The sequence below is a fragment of the Bacillus sp. B1-WWTP-T-0.5-Post-4 genome, from assembly GCF_009183795.1.
GTDB lineage: Bacteria > Bacillota > Bacilli > Bacillales > Bacillaceae_G > Bacillus_A > Bacillus_A cereus.
In genome coordinates, this window is record NZ_WEIJ01000002.1 from 43,415 (window position 1) to 62,432 (window position 19,018).

Sequence of the window (19,018 nt, forward strand, 5' to 3'; positions counted from 1 at the left end):
TTGAAGTGGGGGTTTCTAACGTTTCGACCTAACGGACGATTAACGTCAGGGGAGTTAACACATTAGCGAGCTGTTTCACGCCTAACCCCTCTATCCCATTTGTCCATGCATTTGGAATTACTTTTCGTAAAATGTTAGCCGCAGCATTTACATCTGCATTAATTAAAGTTTTATTTGCTGAACGATATATACCGCGCTTTATTCGTTTTCCTGAAAAAGTTGTATTTTGGTCATTTTCTCCATACGTTGGAATGAAGTCGTTATCCAGAAAACTTGCTTTCGATGTATATGATTCTTCAGTTACAACAACTTGAATGCCTACAGCATTTGCTTTGTATGTAATCATTTGAATCAGTAAATTATGTGGGATATGACAAAACGATTGGTTATTTCTTTTTCCCATATTCGTTTCTTGTTTCCAACTTTTGTTTTGACCAATAACGATTTTACAAACTTCTTCTTCTTGAGCTAGTTTTACGATGTGGTGACTAACTTTATGGAAGACGTCTTTTATTTTCAAGTAACGTTTTTGATGAAGTTTTTCTATCCTTTTAGAAGTAAAAGGTCCTTCATTCGTTTGTTTTCCATTTCTAAGAATGCTTGTAAAATGACTCTTCATTTTGTTGTAATATTGATTTATGCTTTTGACATGTTTGCCCTTAACAAGGACAGGTTTCATACCTGTGTTTGTTACGATGGTTGCAAGGTTATCAATCCCTAAATCAATACTCATATAACGAGCATTCTCTTCAATCATTTGTTGTTCAGAAGGAACATCAATTACCAATTCCACTACATATTCATTGTATTTTGGAATCACACGAACTTGTTTCAGTTTACCTTCAGTGAAACCTAGTTTCCCAATATTTAATTGCAATTTCGTCTTTGGAAACTTTAAAAATCTACCGTTTTTAATGATGCAATCTTGGTTTGTATACAGAATCTCTTTTTCAGAAGAACGAATATACTTTGGAATCCTAGGCATTCCATCATATTTGTTTGGATTCTTTTTATAGTCTTTTAAACTAGCAAAAAAAGATTTCCAATTTTGGAACAAACCTTTCATGATGGACTGGCTACATTGCGTAGGCAAAGCTCGATAATCATTTTGAATCATAGCCTTAAATAGTGCATCTAGAAAGTTGTAATCTACATAAGGTTTTTCAAAATTAGGTTCTGAAAACAAATTACATGTAATCTCTTTCTGTTCTTCTTTAGGCTTTACTTTCTCTTTCTCCAATTTCTTCCGATAGGCAAGACGTTGTGTGTCATTCATCTTCCCAATATTTTTATGAATATTATCCAGAACTTCTTTTTGCAAAGGCTGCAACTCTTTTTCTTGTGTTAATCCAGTGTACACCTGGCGTATATAAAAGTTTGTGGTGTTGTACATATTCTTAGCGTTATGACAACATTCTTGAAAATAAGAATACATACGATGCCCTTTTTTTATCCAGATTTGAAGAGTTTTATAGTTTGATGGATTTTCTTTTGCCATTTTATTCACCTTCTTGTTAAGGATATTATAGCAAAAAAGAACATATGTTTCCGTTTTTTCTCAAAAATAAAATATTTCTTTCGATTCACCTCACCACCTTCATTTACGTTTAGAGATGGGAGTCCTCTCGAAAGGCATGATAGAAAAAATCGTTTTTATAGCAAAACATATTTATTGTCTGTACACCTAATTAACTATATAATAATATGTAGTAAGAAAGCCTTTTCAAAACATTATTATTCATCAAGGGGGTACTTATAATGGAGCGAGTTCAAATGGCTGAAACGCTAGAATTTTCTCGTATTATTCAAGGATTTTGGCGTTTAGCAGAATGGAATATGACAAAACAAGAATTACTTTCTTTCATTGAAGATTGTATGGATATGGGAATTACTACTTTTGATCACGCTGATATTTACGGCGCATATACGTGTGAAGGGTTATTTGGCGAAGCTTTACAATTAAAGCCTTCCTTACGAGAAAACATGCAAATTATTACAAAGTGTGGAATCGCTCCCCCATCACCGAAATTTCCAGAACGATATGTTGCTCACTACAATACTAGTACAGAGCATATTATACAAAGTGTAGAAGCATCACTTAAAAATTTACATACAGATTATATTGACGTATTACTTATTCATCGTCCCGATCCTTTTATGGATCCAAATGAAGTGGCAAAAGCCTTTTCACAATTAAAACAAGAAGGAAAAGTTCGTCACTTCGGTGTATCTAACTTCTTACCTTCACAATTTAATATGTTAAATTCGTACTTAGATTTTCCACTTATTACGAACCAAATTGAAGTTTCTGCATTGCAGCTTGAGCATTTTGAAAAAGGAACAATTGACTTATGCCAAGAAAAACGAATCAATCCAATGATTTGGTCACCTCTTGCTGGTGGTGAGATCTTTACTGGTCAATCAGAACGTGCTGTACGTGTACGCGAAACTGTGCAAAAAGTTGCTACTGAGCTAGGTGTTTCTAATATCGATACGGTTATGTATGCTTGGTTACTTGCTCATCCAGCTAATATGATGCCAATCGTTGGCTCTGGTAAATTAGATCGCGTAAAAACTGCTGCTCTTGCTACAAAAGTTAACTTAGACCGTCAACAATGGTTTACAATTTTCGAAAGCTCTAATGGACATCCTGTACCATAATGCATAAAAAGAAGAGCTATTTTCTTACAGCTCTTCTTTTTCATATGTATTTCTAGTCATGGCAAATACACACATATCCCTTAATCCGTTTCCATCTACCGCAACACTCGCACTTTCTAACGTACCTTCTAACTTAAAACCTAATTTCTCAGGTATCGCTCTACTCTTCTTATTTAAAGAATCACAACGAATTTCTACACGGTTTGCTTTCAATTCAGAAAAAGCGTAATCCGTTATACCTTTCGCAGCCTCTACCATATAGCCTTTTCCGCTAAACCTTGTATCAATCCAATATCCGATTTCAAATTGAGGTATATCCCAATTAATACGATGTAATCCGGCTGAAGCAATAAATTCACCTGTTTCTTTCGAAAATACTAGTAATCTTAAATCCTCACGTTGCAAAAATTGAATATGTGATTTTCTAATACTTTCTTCTACTTCTTGCTCTGTTTGCTCTTTTTGTGCAAACACCATCCAAGGTTTTAGTTCTTCTATTGAAGCCTGAATTGCATCATATACAACTTTACCATCTCCTGGTTTCGGCATTCGAATAAAAAGCCTGTCAGTATAAAATTCAGAAGGAAAATCGAATAATAACGGATTCACTGTAAACACTCCCTATATTTCTTTTATATATAATAATATCCATCTCAAGTTATATAGTAAAGAATTTTCTGAATTGAAAACCTTTTACTCATTCACTTCCACCGCTACACGAATTCCAGATTCAATCGCACCTTGAATCCATCCGTGATATAGCGTTGTATGATCTCCAGCGAAGAATATTCTCCCCTCTGGTTTGACAATCGCTGGTTGCAACTCAGATTCTTGACCTGCTTGAAAAAGTGCAAATCCTCCAAGCGCATACGGATCCAAGGTCCAGCTTTTTGATATTCCAGATATGAACTCATCATACACTTGACCACCTAATATTGTTGCTAAGTTGTGTAATGCGTAATAAATACGATCACCTTTTGATAAACCATCCCATAACAACGCGTCATAAGACCATGTATAGCTACCTAACATCATAGCCGGTCCTTTCTGCCCAATTCCATAACTTGGATAATAGGCATAACGAATTGGCAAATCTGTTATAATTCTGCCGCCTAATTGTCCTTGTTCTTCCCAAAATCGGCTTTTAAATTGAATTCCTATTTTCGTCGCAGGCATATAATGTAATTCACGAATTGCTTTCCATTTTTCATGAGATATAGAATCAAACGGATCTACTTCTACAAAACGCATTGTCGAAAACGGAATGGTAACAATAACTAAATCTCCTGTAATACTACTATATTCAAAAGTTTCCTCGTTCCGATAGAAAGCTGTCACACCATTATCGTGTTGATGTAGCTTCATTAATTTTTGATTATATATAATATTCTCTTCTAATTGCGGTAAAAATGACTTTGGCAATCTATCGTTCCCGCCCACAATTTCACAAAATCCGCTCTCCTCTTGCATAATGTATAGAAAGCGTAAAGTCTCTACAAACGATCGTTCCAAAAAACCTTCTAAATCTAATAGAACACCAATCATCTCAATTGTTACTGGCGAAAAGTAAGTATTATACTGATAAGGATGATACTTTAAAAATTGCCCAGTAGAGTATCTTCCAAAATCCTTTACTACAACGTCCCAATTTTTTTCTGGGTTCTTTTTTATAAAATTTATAATGGGCTGTACCGCTAACAATAATAATTCCTCTGACGTTTTTCCAACTTCATTCATTTCCACAGGATATCTTAGAATACTTGGATCTTTTTCATATTGTTTTAACGTCGTTTTCCGTCCATTTACGTATATAATATCCGTCTCATTCCTATTAATAAAAGGTCTCACCTGTAGCCCAAATTTTCTTATATATGTCATCGTTAATGTATGCGAATATGGAATCCTCATTGCTCCAACATCTAAATATAATCCGGTATCTTCCATTCTAACCGTTTCTATACGGCCACCTACCCGGTTATTTGCTTCAAAAATTTTCACATCATGTCCTGCAGCCTTTAATAAAGAGGCTGAAACTAACCCAGCCATACCAGCTCCCACTACAATAATCTGTTTTGGGCTTGTCGTCTTATTCAATCCTTTATCTATAACTTTTAACGCTTCATCCATTTCAGTGTTATACATTATATCTTTCTGCACAATTCCACCCCTTACTTCATCAAATGGACGTTAGTGGTTTAGTGCATTTTATTCATACATCCCCATAAACATAACACCATTGCAATTTGAATATTCACTAAAAGTACATAAGAGACAGATCTCACTTTTCTTTATACTTCGTATAATATAGCAACTACAAAGAAGGAGTGGTTAAAAATGAAACATACCTATGACTATGATGCTACAAAAAAACATTTAGAATTAAAGAAACAAAACTTATGTAAAAAACTTAGCAATATGACACTATCTGAAAAAGAACGTGAACAACTAAAACGTGAAATTGACAACTATGAATATATTTTAAATCTAGTCGAAATGAATCATTATGAACGCGGATTTTCTCGTTAAAAGCGGAAATAAGATTATCCGCTTTTCATTTTGAGCATTTCACTACGCATTTTTCATAAGTAAATATATAATAGGATGTACATTAAGATTGAGAGGTATATTCTATGATCAAGTTAAGTGTATTAGACCAATCACCTATTTCAGATGGTAGCACAGCAGCCCAAGCTTTTTCACATACAGTTACGCTTGCACAAGAAGTTGAAAAACTCGGATTCACACGTTTTTGGGTATCCGAACATCATAATTCCGTAAGCTTAGCTGGTTCAAGTCCAGAAATACTTATTTCTCATATTGCCGCAAAAACGGACCGTATTAGAGTCGGTTCAGGTGGTGTTATGTTACCGCATTATAGCCCATATAAAGTTGCTGAGAATTTCCGTGTTCTAGAAGCATTGTATCCGAACCGCATCGATCTCGGTGTTGGTAGAGCTCCTGGTGGTATGCCAATAGCAACTCGCGCACTTCAAGAAGGGAAAATGGTCTCACTTGATCAATATCCAGAACAAATTGCAGACGTTGCAATGTACTTACATGATCAAGTACCAGAAAACCATCACTATGCAAACTTAAAAGCCACTCCAGTTATCCCAACGTCTCCTGAAATGTGGATGCTCGGTTCTAGCGGAGAGAGCGCTAAAATTGCTGCAAACAACGGAGCTTCTTTCGCATTTGCACAATTTATTAACGGCTTCGGAGGCCCTGAAGTTATGAGGGCTTACCAAGAACAATATCAGCCTTCATTTTTAGGAGATAAGCCTAATTCAATCGTTGCCATCTTTGTTATATGCGGAGAAACAAATGAAGAAGCGGAAAAAATTGCTTCTAGTTTAGATTTATCAATCTTATTATTAGAGCAAGGAAAACGAACTACTGGTACACCTTCTATTGAAACTGCTCAAAATTATTCATACAGCGCTTATGATTTATTCCGTATAAAAGAAAATCGTCAACGTATGATTGTTGGTGATCCGTCTTCTGTAAAAGAAAAAATAATAAACTTAAGCAAAGCATACAATACTGACGAATTTATGATTGTCACGATTACTCATCAATTTGAACATAAATTAAAGTCTTATCGCTTATTAGCAAATGCTTTTAATTTATAATTCTAAAAAGAGATGCATCACATGTGATGCATCTCTTTTTCTTACTACTTATTGTTTTCATTTCCTATATATTCAATAGCTTCTTTTAATAGCTCTTCAAAGTTAATAGGATAATCATGATCTAAGTCAGGCACAACTTTATACTTATGTTCTATATTCTTCTCTCTTAATAGTTGTACAAATTGCTGCGTGGATTCGAAACAATCTTCATCTTGATCCCCGCATACTATATATCCTTTTATATGTTTATCCTGCAGCACTCTTAACAACTCATCCCATTCTTCAATCTCGGGAAGCCATGGTGCCATAAAAACAAAACCATCTACATTTATATCTTGTTGTAAAATCGTATATAAAGCTACTCTCGCCCCTGCAGAAAAACCACCAATGATTACACTTTCTACTGTATGATTTTCTATAAACTTATTGTAATGCTCTTTTAATTCCTCTTTTCCTCTCTCTATATCATCCCAAACAAATCCATCTGAAAACTCAATTTGTGAAGACTGTGGTAAAGCTAACATATAATCTTGTGTCAACACAGATTTCCAATATGGTTCTACTATTTGTATATTTTCTTGGTCACCGTGCAATGTAAGTAGTAGATTTCCCTCTTTCTTGCTGTATATATATTTCACATCTGGTCTTTCCTTTTTATGTGCTAATTCTTCTCTTTCTTTACATAATTGCACCATTGTATGAAATTCTTCAAATTTATGTAGTGATTTTAAATCTTCGTCGGAAATTAAATACTCATTTCCATACCAGAATCCCTTTTCTATAATGGCCTCTCTCATTAAATGTAATGCTTCTTTTTCAAGTCCCGATGCACTTGCGAGTGCATACTTAAAATTATATATTTGCGCCTCATTCCCTATTACACCTGTAGCGTTTTCCATTATATAATTGTACGCTTCAAAACTTCCTTTATTTGCATAACAACGTAACGTTTCATTTAATAATTGAATGTAAGTCATGCTATTTTTCATGTACCAATTCCCCCGAAACCTTTTATAATATTTTTTGCGAATCTTTATACCACTTTGTATAACCCACGCTAACAATACCTTATTCTCAAAATGATGCTTAATAGTTACTCTTCCCTGTCCAATACATTTAGTATAAATAATAATAGACTGAAAAATCAATATTTTAACAAACAAAAAAAGACAACAATATATCTATTGTTGTTTTCATTACATCTACCCGCTCTTTTGTTTTTTTCTATCTGGTTTACTTGAAACTAAATAATGTTTTTCTGAAATATATAAGTCTCTTTTTAAGCTACGATTTAAGTAAGGTCCTAGCTTCATTCCGCATATGAGGCGATCTTCGCTACCTTCAACAATTGGGAACATTTCTTTTTCTGTTACGTATTGGTCTACTGCTTTTTGTACGACATCAATTTCTTTCACTAGGCTTAAATTTTCTGCTGTATGTTCAAATACCTCAAGCGTTTCCTTCGTTATGAGAAAATCATTTGTTGGAAATGCAGGTAAATACGGTTTTAACAAATCATAATTTACTGTATAATCTTCATTTACTAATACTGTATAAACGATATTAGCATTCGTTTCTAAAAACTGAGCCATCGCTTGTTCTAATTCATCTTTCGTAATTTCCCGCTCTTCTTTTCCAGTTCTGAAAAAGCGAAACATCGCATCGCCTCCTTTTTACTATATTATAGCATAAAAGAAAACTGAAAAATCATAAAAAAACCCATTGAAATAATTTTTCAATGGGTTTCTATTATATTTATCGTTATTTTAAGAATGCACTTAGCATCCATACATGCTGTTCTAATGTTGTATGAATTGCTAACAGCATGTCAGCTGATGTTTCATCGCCAGCTTCACCTGCAACTTCCATACCTTCTTTTAATTCTTGAATAAGTGCAGAATAATCATTCACTAATGTTTGCACCATTTCTTCTGCAGATTCTTTGCTTGTCCCTTCGCTGACACTAGATGTTGCGAGATATTCTTTCATTGTCGCTAATGGTTTACCTTCTAAAGCTAAAATACGTTCTGCTAACTCATCAATATACGTTCCAGCCTCATTATAAAACTCTTCAAATTTCTCATGTAATGTAAAGAAGTGTGGCCCTGTCACATACCAGTGATAATTATGTAGTTTCACATATAACACATTCCAGTTTGCTACCTGCTTGTTTAATACTTCAACAACATTTGTTTTCGTACTCATACAATCACTCCTCTTATCATTTTGTAATGTTTATCTTTTAATAACCTAATTACATTTTACCATACATTCCCTTTCCTTTCGAACAATTGGCTTATATGTAACAAAGTTTTAACACCTTTAATGCTTCCCTAATATCATTAAATTCATGTATTTTTTCAAACACTTCATACGTCTAATTGTCCAAGCTCATACATATGCATAATAGTACATCAAGCTCATCATAGTAGAAAGAGGGATAACATGGACAATCAACAATGGCAAGTAGCAAAGAAAGTAGCCGCTACTTATATCGGAACTGTCGTTGGAGCTGGATTTGCTACTGGACGAGAAATTGTTGAATTTTTCACAGTGAATGGATTATACGGGACAATTGGCATATGTGTAAGTGGATTTTTTTTTATTTGGCTTGGCACAAAGATGATGTTACTTTCATCACAAATCGGGGCATTTTCAGCGCAAGAATTTAACAAATATTTATTTGGGGATGTATTTGGGAATGTTGTAAACACATTATTATTACTCGTTTTATTCGGCGTAACGAGCGTTATGTTATCAGGGGCTGGTGCAGTATTTGAAGAGCAACTTCGCTTACCAAGACAACTCGGTATTCTTATTACAGTTATCGCTTGTCTCATTATAAGTAGCCGCGGATTACAAGGTGTTTTTGAAGTAAATACACTTGTCGTACCTATTATGATGATTTTTATTATCGGACTTGCTATTACAACCTTTTTTCACGGTACAACTCCTATTAACAACACTATTCCTGCAGAGAGCTGGAATATGAAATGGATTACTAGCCCTATTACATATGTCGCCTTAAATCTTTCTCTCGCCCAAAGTGTTCTCGTCCCATTAGCCAGTGAAGTAAAGGATCGAAAAGCTATTTTTTGGGGTGGGATTTTAGGTGGTGCTGGACTTTCTTTAATTTTATTATGCAGCCATTTAGCAATCTTATCAGTCGATCAATTTTACCAATATAACATCCCAATGGCTGAAGTCATAAGAAGATTTAATGCAACTTTTCACTTCTTTTTCGTTCTCATTATTTTCGGTGAAGTTTTCACAACTTTAGTTGGTAATGTGTTCGGAATGACAAAACAGATGCAATCTATTACTGGGTGGAAAAATAACAATATTATTTTCTTCATTTTACTAATTAGTTATTGCTTTAGCTACATCGGTTACAGTGACTTACTTCACATTCTATATCCTATCATCGGATGGGTAAGTATTGTTATACTGCCAATCATTGCGTTTAAACAACTTCAAAAAACATAAAAAAGCATCCATGTTATTGGATGCTTTTTTATGCTCATTCACAATCATCACATACTTCCCAATACGGTCCCATTTCTAATGCTAAATATGGCTTTAACTGCAACCGAATCATTCGACTAGGCATGCGCTCTAAAACAAAGTGAATACCTTCTTCATCTTCGTCTAATTCAACTTTTGAAATCGCAATTCTTTGCATAGTCGTAATGGGAATTCCATCTTTATATAAAGTGATTTTCACCTCATCGTATTCATTAAAATATAATTCGACACTCATTTGATTTTTCAGTATTTCATCAACAATTTTAAATGTATTATTTTGTTCTTGGATTATATATTTCCATCCGCCTCTATCTTCTTTCGGAGCTGTTTGAAATAATGTCTCCAAATCCTCGTATAGCATAAGATAACCCCTCTCTTACTAAAAAACGATGAGTATTTTATATACCCTTTATCTCTATCACTATCCATAGCTATTGTACCATATATCAACGTTCTTACCGTATTCATTTGCTTCATACATACTTATAAAATAACTAATTCTATCTCCATTATTATGTATATTACCTCATTACTCCATACACTCTTACAAGTTCAAATAACGACAGACTTTAATCCATGCAAATATTGTCTACTTTCTGCTTTTATTAGTTCACAGCATTCACACTTTTACATATAGTAAGACTACCACAAATAAAAAAGGAGAGTGACTTATACCACTCCCCTCAAAAGACCTTCCCTATAGCTGCTAAAACTAATACGATTATTAAAATTGCAAATAATAATGAGACAATGAAACTAAAAATAGGTAACGCTTTCTTTTCATTCTTCTTAAATAGTAACTTTAAACTAAGAAAAATATTTACTGGTACAAATATAAAATAAAAATATTTAACAATTTGCACCGAGCTATTCGAAAGTGTTTTTAATATAAACACTTCAATTAGAAAAACAATAAAAAATGAAATACTTAGCCAAAATGAGACGTAACTAAGCCAAGAATGTCTTTTTGTCCCCCAATACACTCCCATAATACTCTCCTTTTATTTGTATTCTATACGTTAATAATTATACACAAAGCTAACAAATACCTCTATTTTTCGACAAACATTATGCAAAATACCATTTTAAACGTCATAAAGGAAGTTTACATCTCCATTTGATTTTACACAATAAAACAGACTACCCTCTATTGGCATAATGCTACTAGGGGATAGTCTGTTCTCTATTAAACTTTAAATCTCTCAATTAGTCCTTGCAACTCTTCAGCCATTTGAGATAACGTGCCTGCTGCAGATCCAATTTCCTCCATCGAAGCTAGCTGTTCTTCAGCTGAAGCCGCAACATTTTGTGTGCTTGTCGCATTATTTTGTGCTGTCATTGCAATTTGTCCTACCGAAATAGATACTTCATTTGCCCCTTTTGACATTCCATTAGCCGTTTCAACCATCGTCTTAATTTGATTAGCTATTTCATTTGTAGATTGTAAGATTTCAGCAAAGTTTTGCTTCGTTTCATTTGCGATAACAAGTCCAGATTGAACTTCCTCATTTACATGATTCATAGATTTGACTGTCTTACCCATATCATCTTGTATTTCACATATTAATTTACTAATTTCACTAGAAGATACGCTAGACTGCTCTGCCAATTTACGCACTTCATCTGCAACAATTGCGAAACCTCTTCCATGCTCACCGGCTCTTGCGGCTTCAATCGCCGCATTTAGAGCTAGAAGGTTTGTTTGATCTGCAATATTTTGAATTACTTCTAAAATATCACCAATTTGTTTTGATTTATTATTTAGTAATTGTATAACTGCATCTGATTGTGAAACCGATTCTGCAATAGACTGCATCTGGTTTACTGTTCTTCCTACTAGTTTCCCACCATCTTCTGCTTTTTCACGAGTATGTGCAGAAGCCGTATTAATAGATGATGAACTATTTGCTACATGTTGAATTCCTTCCGTTACATCAAACAGTAACATAGCGCCATTTTCTACGCTTGTTGTTTGCGTCGTTGCCCCACTTGATATTTCATCCATTGCGATTGTGATTTGCTCAGTTGCTTCACTCGCTTGCCTTACACTTGCAGTTAGCTCTTCTGATGCCGCTGCAACATGCCCAGCTGAATCGTTAATTCTTCCAATTAACGTCCGTAACGAATTCGTCATCTCATTAAAGCCTTTAGCAAGTTGGCCGATTTCATCATTAGAATGAATTTCAATTGTTTGCGTTAAATCCCCTTCGCTTATTTCTTTAGAGGTAACAACTAATCTCTTTAAAGGCTTCGTAATTGAAAGTGTTACAAAATAAATAAGTGCCCCGCCTACTACTAATGAGATAAGCATAACAATTAACATATTATAAAATACAGGTTGAGCCGCTTCAATTACTTCACTTGAGTACATCGTCCCACCAATTTTCCAACCTGTTTTTACATTTGTAGCAAATACCATATTCTTTTCACTACCGCCATAAGAATATGAAAAAGCACCGTGATTATCTTCATAAATTTTCTTTGCCCAAGAATCAGCCGCTTTTTCCCCTGATTTTTCTTGTGGATGAGCAATTATTTTTTGCTTTCCATCTAAAATGAAGGCATATCCTTTTTTACCAATATTAATTAACTTTGATGTTTTTAATAAATTATCTAAACTTAAATCTAGCGCAACAACTCCATTTTTATCTTCTGTTTGTTTTGCGATTGTTACGACAATATGTCCATTTCCTTTTGCCTTATATGGCTCAGTAACAACAATACCACCTTGTTTTGCAACCGCATCTTTATACCAAGAACGCTCTGTTGGATCATAGTCTGCTGCCATTTGTATATTTGGTTCTTGTACAAATTTTTTATCATTTCCGGCAACATATACTTGTTCAATATCTTTATTTAAATTTATATATTGAGATAACATTTTTCTTAATTCATCCTGATTATCTCCTTGATACATATTCCCCTGAATCACCCGTGCAAAATTATTCACATCATTAAATTTTGCATCAATCATTTGATTGATTAAATTATCCAGTATTTTTATATTGTCGTTGGCACTACTCTTAATTTGCGATTCAAAATTCTTTTTGGCTGTTTGATAAGACATGCCTCCGATAATAGACACAGCCGCAATTAAAATTACAAAGAATGAAATTAATAGCTTTTTTGCTACTTTCATATCACGAAACAAATTTAATAGTTTACCCATTATGAACCTCCTAATTTTCAAATTTAAAAGTTAAATTGAGTTAATTATGAATATTTCCCAATCCCTAATTATTATTTTCATAACCTATTATGATGAATACTTTGTAAAGTTTAAACAATTAATTTCCCTTTGTCTATATATATAAATAATATTATTATAAAATTTACAAATAGAAAAAACCAAAGGGGCACCCTTTGGTTTTTACATTTTTTTATGTTGTTTAGAAAGTTTTTTCCACTTATCACGCTCTGCTCTGGCAAGGATTGCATCTTGTTTTCTTATAAAATACGCCAGTTCTCTTTGTAATTTTTTATAGCTTTTCAAACGATCTATCGTAATAAGTCCGTTTTCAATTGCACTATACACCGCGCACCCTGGTTCATTCTCATGCTTACAATCACGGAAACGGCATGTTGTCGCAAGTTCTTCAATATCAGAGAATGTTGTTTGAATCGCTTCGCTTCCTTCCCAAAGTTGCAATTCCCTCATACCGGGAGTATCAATTACGAGAGCGCCACTTGGCAATTGAAATAACTCTCGATGCGTTGTCGTATGCCTTCCCCTACTATCCTCCTCACGTATATCTCCCGTTTTTGCTACCTCAATTCCTATTAGCGCATTTAACAAAGTTGACTTTCCTACCCCTGATGACCCAACTAAAGCAATTGTTTTCCCTGAAGAAACGAATTGTTTCAACGAATCAATACCTGTATGCTCTAAACTATCAACAACAAAAATAGGAACACCAATTGCTATAGCTTCCGTTTCTACAATTTTTTGTTCTATATCATTACATATACTACTCTTTGTTAAAACAATAACTGGCATAGCGCCACTTTCATACGCTAATAATAAATAACGTTCCATCCTTCTAACATTAAAATCATGATTAAGTGCATTCACTAAAAATAAATAATCTACATTTGCTGCTATAATCTGTTCTTCTGTTCTTGTTCCAGCCTCTTGTCTTGAGAAAGAGCTTCTTCGCTGGAAAATACGATGAATAATCGCTTTCTTTTCATCTTCTATTTTCTTTATATACACCCAATCACCAACTGCTGGATAATCGCCTTTCGTAACTACTTCATGCCGAAACTTCCCAGACAGTTCTGCCATATACTCACCATCATTACAAATAATTCGATATATATGCTTATGCTCGAGTAAAATTCGTCCTACTTCAAAGTTCTCAACAGCTTGTTCCTCAAAAAAAGAATCCCAGCCGAACGATTCTAAAATATTTTGATTCAAATTGATATCCTCCCTAGTGTAAGCTAAGCGGAAGGATCGTGCGCTCACTTATATAGTCTCGCCCTTTCCATCCACCTTTGTATTTGGTTTATTATTCATATAAGTTATTTTCGCCATAATACATCACCCCGTTCTTCTTTTAATTACTCTCATTATATGGAATTCTCCTATAAAAAGCTACATTATTTAACGTAATTTTCAAACAACTTTCTTTTGAGCATTCTAATTTGTCCTCGGTGACTAATTTCATCTTCTAGCACATGATACCAAAGATAGTGCTGGTTATATATTACACCGTTAGGCCACTTTCTTTCTGACATGAGCCACTCATCACTTTGTTCACTTAAATACTTCAGAGATTCTTCTCGAACACTTTGTAGAAGTTGTACATAATACTGTATTTCATGACCACGGATCGCTCTACCCGCTTCCCCTAAATACAGTGCATCTTCCCATATTTCTAATTCTTCTTTTGTAAAGTCACGATTTTGAAATGAAATAAGCTGATGAACTTTTTCAATAGCTGCTATATGCTTTAATAAGGCGCCAATTGAATTTCCGCTGCTCTGCATAATTAAATCTAATTGCTCAACTGATAAATTTTTTACTTCGCCTAATGTTACAGCCCTCGTATGCTCCAGCATGCTTACTAATTCCCCTATATTTTTTGTATAACCATCTACACTTCTTATTCGATAATCTATCTTCATATCACGCACCCCTTTCTGCATTCATATTATTGTAAAAATGATTCATATAATAGACTGAAACCTTTCGAAATTTTCTGTTATAATTAAATTGAATACAAAATATACCCAAACAAACTTTCTCAATATGCTTATATGAAATATTAAAAGGAATCAATATAAAATAATCGAATCTTATTCACTAAAAGGAGTGGATTCGATGGAAATGTATCAATGGCTAACCGCTGTTCTCGTTGGTGGCATTACCGGCTTCGTTTCCCATCTAATCAATAACCAAGGTAAGTTATTGCTTCCACGCCGTTTGAAAACATTTTTTCATTTTGGATTTTTAACTGATATTTTTACTGGTAGCCTAGCCGCACTTCTTGGGCTCGTTTTATTCGATGTCACCGCGATAAAAGAAATTATAAAAGTATCCATTGTAACTGCTATTTCTGGCCAAACTTTCTTACTACATCAAGCTCTTGGTGGCGAACAGGCTAAAAATACGCAAATTGGGAAAGCTGATGAGAAGATTCAAGAAATTGACAAATTATTGCGACGTTAGTGTATACTTTCTTTTAAAATTATTGTTATAATGAGAAATAAATATTTTCTATTGCGTCGTTTGTCAGGAGAAAGGGTGTTTCGTATGACAAAAAAGAAAATAGAAGATTTCTTAACAAACTCCGAAAAAGAGGAACTGCTAGAAAACTATAAATGTTTACGAGAAGCCCGCACAAAAAGCGAAGCTAACTATTTTGGTGAAGCAGTAAACCATCTATTAAATAAAGCAAAACAACGAATTATTAAAGATGCAGGTATACATGATGAAAATGCTGCAACTGTTCAATCAAAGAGAAAAGCACTGTTTTAGCTACATTAGCTAAAACAGTGCTTTTTATTTAGAATTTTTTTCTTTCCATGCTATATTCTCTCCGCCTTTATCTTTCCATTTTTACAGTTTCAAAAGTCATCTAGACCTAAAGATCAACCTAATAATATTAGCCCACGCAAACCATTTTAATAATAGATAAAATAATTGAACTAGTAATGCTACAAACTAAATAAGTTTATTAAATCGCTTCTTTTAAATCTGAATGCGGATTTGGTCCGTATTGATTGTCATTTTCTTCACTTTCAATGATAAAAAATACAAGTAAAACAACGCTACCAAACGGTACAAAATTTAATAGTTGCCACCATCCCGTTTTCCCAATATCATGTAATCGTCGTGCACCAACCGAAAAACTTGGTATAATCATTACTAACATAAATAGCAACGCAATAATAGCAACTAACACCTCTGAAAATGATGATAAAAATAACAGTAGCCAAAAAATTACGATATTGGATAAACTAAAAATCCAGTACTCTTTTCGCGTAGCTCTACCACTAAAATTCCCATAATTCTTTAGAGCTTTCAAATACCATTGCATTTAAACCTCTCCCTTTTATCCCTAATAAAATTAAAATATGTAATTATTAACAGATAAGTAGAAATATAACACAACATTTATGTAAAATCCATATCCCCATCTAAATTGCCCTCTATTTAAATAGTTTTTTCCTTCGGCATTTTTCACATTACTTTCACATCTATTTCACAAATATAAGTAGTCCGATATGCTAAACTAAGTATATCCTTTTCCAAGGAACTATATGCCGATATATAAATCCCTATCTTTATAGGGATTTTTATTTTTTGATTCCTCATAACTTTGTTACAATACATTTCTTCTACTATTTCTATACTTTTAGTAACTACTTTAATTAAAAGCACATTCATGTATTCACACTCTTATTAATTCTGATTTGCGAAATATTTATACAAGCTTTATGATGCAATTCCTGTTTCACTATTTTCAGTAAGTTTTTCACTTTTTCTAAACAAAAATAAAGCTCCTATATATAGTAACGCAGTAAAACTACCTATAAGTATAAAATTGTGAGATACTGCAAATAACATTCCTGCTATTGCCGCACCAATCATTTGACCAATATACATAGAAGCATTTGCAAGCGCGGCTCCTGTTCCTCTTGCTGCACTAGATATGTTTTGTAAGTGCCTCATCATTAATACAAACAAAATTCCTGTCCAAAAAAACAAAGCAAAGAACGATAACTCCACCAATACAATGTTCTTTACATGTGGAAGTAATACATATAGCACTGCTGTAAATATAATTCCACCATAGAAAGAAAGGTTATAACCAATTTTATTTACGATTCTAGGACCAAAAATATTACCAGTTAAATTTCCTAACCCTAATACGAGCATAGCTGTACCTACTTCATGAACTTGTAAGCCAAATTGAATGGAAAGCCATACACCAAAAAATGAAAATGCAGCAAAATTTCCGGTTTGAAAAACAAAGTATGCAAAATAAGAAAGTGAAACCTTTGAATCTGTAAGTAATTGTTTATAACGCTGTAAAATCGCTTTTTTATTTCCACCTATATGAACCGACTGTATTTCTGGTAATACAACATAAATAAGAATGACAAGTAGTGCTGATAATATACCAATGAAATAGAATGGGATTGTATAATGTATCGTTGCTAAATAAGCTCCCAGTGGCAGCCCTAAAATTTGAGAGATTGATAACCCTGCTGTTGCAACCCCAATTGCTTTCACAATTTGCTTCTTCTCTATAAGGAGCGGAATAGATGCCCACACTTGTGGAGATACAAAAGCTGCACTTACACCTGCTAAAAATCTAAATGTTAGCATCCATAAAAAACTCGGTGCAATTCCACACAAAAACGTACTTATTGCAAAAAAACTCATACCTAGTACCATCACTTTTTTTCTGTTTAATCCATCTGATATAGGACCAGCAATAAGCGCAAATCCAGCATACCCTAAAGCATACGAACTCACCATCCATCCTGACAACTCAGTTGAAACATGATACACCTGTTGCAATGTCGGCAACAGTGGTGAAATTAAGAAAGTATCTGTACCGATCATAAACATTATCATAAAAAATACAGCTAGTACTCTGTTCATTTAGACCTTCTCCTTATATAAACAGAGGGTACTCTCCCTCTGTTTAACTAATCTTCTAAAATAGATTGGATTTCTTTCATGACTCTTTCATTCAATGCAACGTCTACCGCTTTCACACTTTCTCTTACCTGCTCTGCCCGCTTTCCACCAGGTATAACAGTATCAATTCCTTCTTTATTTAATAACCATGCTAACGCTAAATGAGACACTTCAATATCATTTTCTTTAGCTAGCCCTTTTAACTTATTCACTTTCTTAAAATTACTCTTATATGTATTTTCTTCAAATAGATTTACATTTTGACGCCAATCGACTTCATTTAATTTAAAATCTTCTGTATATTTTCCGCCTAATATTCCAAAAGCAAGAGGCCCATATGGAATAAATGAAATACCCGCTTCTATACAATACGGCAACAGTTCTTCCTCAGCTGTACGTTCTAACATATTGTATGGAGATTGTACAACATCTATATGACCATGTTGATTCGCCTCTTTTAATTGTTCTATGTTTACGTTCGATATTCCAATTGAACGAATTTTCCCTTCTTCTTTTAAATGAGTAAGCTCTCCGATTGAATCTATGTAACTTGTTTCAGGATTTGTAAAGTGTAAATAATATAAATCAATATATTCAGTCTGTAATCTTCTTAAGCTATTTTCCACAGCATTCCTTAAATAACTTGGTTCATTGTTAATATAAGTTTCTCCATTTAACAACGGTTGAATTCCACCTTTTGTAGCAAGTATAAACTCATGACGTTTTCCCTTTAATACTTCTCCTACTAATTCCTCTGATCTACCGAAACCATATGAATCTGCTGTATCAAAAAATGTAATCCCTTGCTGAATAGCTTCTTCTACTAATCGCTTTCCTTCTTCTTCATTCACATCAGCATATAAATTATGTCCCCCTACTGCATTTGTACCTAAACCCAACTTTGAAATATTTAATCCTGCCTTTTGCAATTTTGTATACTTCATTTTTTCTCCCCCTATATTTCTATTGTTCGAACATATTCGAACAATAGAAATATACCACTTTATATGTTATAGTGCAAATATCTTAACTTATACAAGTA

Annotated in this window: 21 protein-coding genes and 1 pseudogene; 6 read left to right on the plus strand and 16 right to left on the minus strand. The window is 33.8% G+C overall.

The genetic code is table 11. From position 1 onward, the window contains the following. Positions 1 to 28: 28 nt before the first annotated feature. Complete coding sequence (locus tag GBN91_RS05840) at positions 29 to 1,498, minus strand: RNA-guided endonuclease InsQ/TnpB family protein (protein ID WP_049107629.1); 1,470 nt, start codon at positions 1,496 to 1,498, stop codon at positions 29 to 31. A 260-nt stretch (positions 1,499 to 1,758) separates the two neighbouring features. On the opposite strand from GBN91_RS05840, the gene GBN91_RS05845 reads away from it, so the two are divergent. After that, positions 1,759 to 2,661, plus strand: a complete 903-nt coding sequence (locus GBN91_RS05845; RefSeq protein ID WP_049107628.1) for an aldo/keto reductase — start codon at positions 1,759 to 1,761, stop codon at positions 2,659 to 2,661. A gap of 24 nt (positions 2,662 to 2,685) precedes the next feature. On the opposite strand, the gene GBN91_RS05850 is transcribed toward GBN91_RS05845, so the two are convergent. Beyond that, positions 2,686 to 3,270, minus strand: coding sequence for a GNAT family N-acetyltransferase (locus tag GBN91_RS05850; RefSeq protein WP_001068736.1), 585 nt, complete (start codon positions 3,268 to 3,270; stop codon positions 2,686 to 2,688). 84 nt (positions 3,271 to 3,354) lie between these two features. Further along, positions 3,355 to 4,818 (minus strand): flavin monoamine oxidase family protein, encoded by a 1,464-nt coding sequence (locus GBN91_RS05855; RefSeq protein WP_001168130.1) that lies wholly within the window; start codon positions 4,816 to 4,818, stop codon positions 3,355 to 3,357. Between the two features lie 177 nt (positions 4,819 to 4,995). On the opposite strand from GBN91_RS05855, the gene GBN91_RS05860 reads away from it, so the two are divergent. Both GBN91_RS05860 and GBN91_RS05865 read left to right on the plus strand, forming a co-directional pair. Next, positions 4,996 to 5,187, plus strand: coding sequence for a DUF3896 family protein (locus tag GBN91_RS05860; RefSeq protein WP_000683359.1), 192 nt, complete (start codon positions 4,996 to 4,998; stop codon positions 5,185 to 5,187). 104 nt (positions 5,188 to 5,291) lie between these two features. Next, a complete protein-coding gene (locus GBN91_RS05865; RefSeq protein ID WP_000594045.1) occupies positions 5,292 to 6,293 on the plus strand; it encodes an LLM class flavin-dependent oxidoreductase in 1,002 nt (333 codons plus the stop codon). Between the two features lie 44 nt (positions 6,294 to 6,337). Here GBN91_RS05865 and GBN91_RS05870 read toward each other — a convergent pair whose 3' ends face one another. From GBN91_RS05870 to GBN91_RS05880, 3 genes are all read right to left on the minus strand, one after another. Beyond that, positions 6,338 to 7,282, minus strand: a complete 945-nt coding sequence (locus GBN91_RS05870) for an alpha/beta hydrolase (protein WP_000798313.1) — start codon at positions 7,280 to 7,282, stop codon at positions 6,338 to 6,340. Positions 7,283 to 7,495: 213 nt separating this feature from the next. Continuing rightward, positions 7,496 to 7,951 carry a DUF3939 domain-containing protein gene (locus GBN91_RS05875; protein ID WP_000488210.1) on the minus strand — a complete coding sequence of 152 codons (456 nt, stop codon included), beginning with the start codon at positions 7,949 to 7,951 and terminating at the stop codon, positions 7,496 to 7,498. Between the two features lie 103 nt (positions 7,952 to 8,054). Continuing rightward, entirely contained in the window at positions 8,055 to 8,498 is a 444-nt protein-coding gene (locus GBN91_RS05880; protein WP_000105199.1) for a Dps family protein, read from the minus strand. 240 nt (positions 8,499 to 8,738) lie between these two features. Here GBN91_RS05880 and GBN91_RS05885 point away from each other — a divergent pair, with 240 nt between their 5' ends. Continuing rightward, on the plus strand, positions 8,739 to 9,779 hold the full coding sequence (locus GBN91_RS05885; RefSeq protein ID WP_000370210.1) for a YkvI family membrane protein: 1,041 nt from the start codon (positions 8,739 to 8,741) through the stop codon (positions 9,777 to 9,779). 34 nt (positions 9,780 to 9,813) lie between these two features. On the opposite strand, the gene GBN91_RS05890 is transcribed toward GBN91_RS05885, so the two are convergent. The 6 genes and pseudogenes from GBN91_RS05890 to GBN91_RS05910 all read right to left on the minus strand — a co-directional run bounded on the left by GBN91_RS05890 (position 9,814) and on the right by GBN91_RS05910 (position 14,948). Further along, positions 9,814 to 10,179, minus strand: a complete 366-nt coding sequence (locus GBN91_RS05890) for a DUF3979 family protein (protein WP_000965067.1) — start codon at positions 10,177 to 10,179, stop codon at positions 9,814 to 9,816. A gap of 322 nt (positions 10,180 to 10,501) precedes the next feature. Beyond that, positions 10,502 to 10,807, minus strand: a complete 306-nt coding sequence (locus GBN91_RS05895) for a hypothetical protein (RefSeq protein ID WP_000539569.1) — start codon at positions 10,805 to 10,807, stop codon at positions 10,502 to 10,504. A gap of 197 nt (positions 10,808 to 11,004) precedes the next feature. Further along, complete coding sequence (locus GBN91_RS29660; RefSeq protein ID WP_407707358.1) at positions 11,005 to 11,952, minus strand: methyl-accepting chemotaxis protein; 948 nt, start codon at positions 11,950 to 11,952, stop codon at positions 11,005 to 11,007. Next, positions 11,947 to 12,987: pseudogene (locus GBN91_RS29665) on the minus strand (HAMP domain-containing protein); the annotation flags it as partial. The gene GBN91_RS29660 and the pseudogene GBN91_RS29665, both read right to left, overlap by 6 nt. A 201-nt stretch (positions 12,988 to 13,188) precedes the next feature. Then, positions 13,189 to 14,238, minus strand: a complete 1,050-nt coding sequence (gene rsgA, locus GBN91_RS05905; protein ID WP_046392630.1) for a ribosome small subunit-dependent GTPase A — start codon at positions 14,236 to 14,238, stop codon at positions 13,189 to 13,191. Positions 14,239 to 14,420: 182 nt separating this feature from the next. Next, a complete protein-coding gene (locus GBN91_RS05910) occupies positions 14,421 to 14,948 on the minus strand; it encodes a DinB family protein (protein ID WP_000687338.1) in 528 nt (175 codons plus the stop codon). Positions 14,949 to 15,144: 196 nt separating this feature from the next. Between GBN91_RS05910 and GBN91_RS05915 the strand changes: the two genes are divergently transcribed. Together GBN91_RS05915 and GBN91_RS05920 are read left to right on the plus strand one after the other, a co-directional pair. Continuing rightward, positions 15,145 to 15,492: a DUF4257 domain-containing protein gene (locus GBN91_RS05915; protein WP_000426317.1), complete on the plus strand. Its 348-nt coding sequence runs from the start codon at positions 15,145 to 15,147 to the stop codon at positions 15,490 to 15,492. Between the two features lie 84 nt (positions 15,493 to 15,576). Next, a complete protein-coding gene (locus tag GBN91_RS05920; RefSeq protein ID WP_000162602.1) occupies positions 15,577 to 15,801 on the plus strand; it encodes a hypothetical protein in 225 nt (74 codons plus the stop codon). A gap of 199 nt (positions 15,802 to 16,000) precedes the next feature. On the opposite strand, the gene GBN91_RS05925 is transcribed toward GBN91_RS05920, so the two are convergent. The 4 genes from GBN91_RS05925 to GBN91_RS05940 form a co-directional block, all read right to left on the minus strand. Continuing rightward, entirely contained in the window at positions 16,001 to 16,363 is a 363-nt protein-coding gene (locus tag GBN91_RS05925) for a DUF805 domain-containing protein (protein WP_001198796.1), read from the minus strand. A gap of 143 nt (positions 16,364 to 16,506) precedes the next feature. After that, positions 16,507 to 16,713: a hypothetical protein gene (locus GBN91_RS29535; RefSeq protein WP_001101741.1), complete on the minus strand. Its 207-nt coding sequence runs from the start codon at positions 16,711 to 16,713 to the stop codon at positions 16,507 to 16,509. Positions 16,714 to 16,761: 48 nt separating this feature from the next. Then, a complete protein-coding gene (locus tag GBN91_RS05935; protein WP_001082492.1) occupies positions 16,762 to 17,937 on the minus strand; it encodes an MFS transporter in 1,176 nt (391 codons plus the stop codon). A gap of 47 nt (positions 17,938 to 17,984) precedes the next feature. Further along, complete coding sequence (locus GBN91_RS05940; protein WP_000877965.1) at positions 17,985 to 18,920, minus strand: aldo/keto reductase; 936 nt, start codon at positions 18,918 to 18,920, stop codon at positions 17,985 to 17,987. Between the last annotated feature and the right edge of the window lie 98 nt (positions 18,921 to 19,018).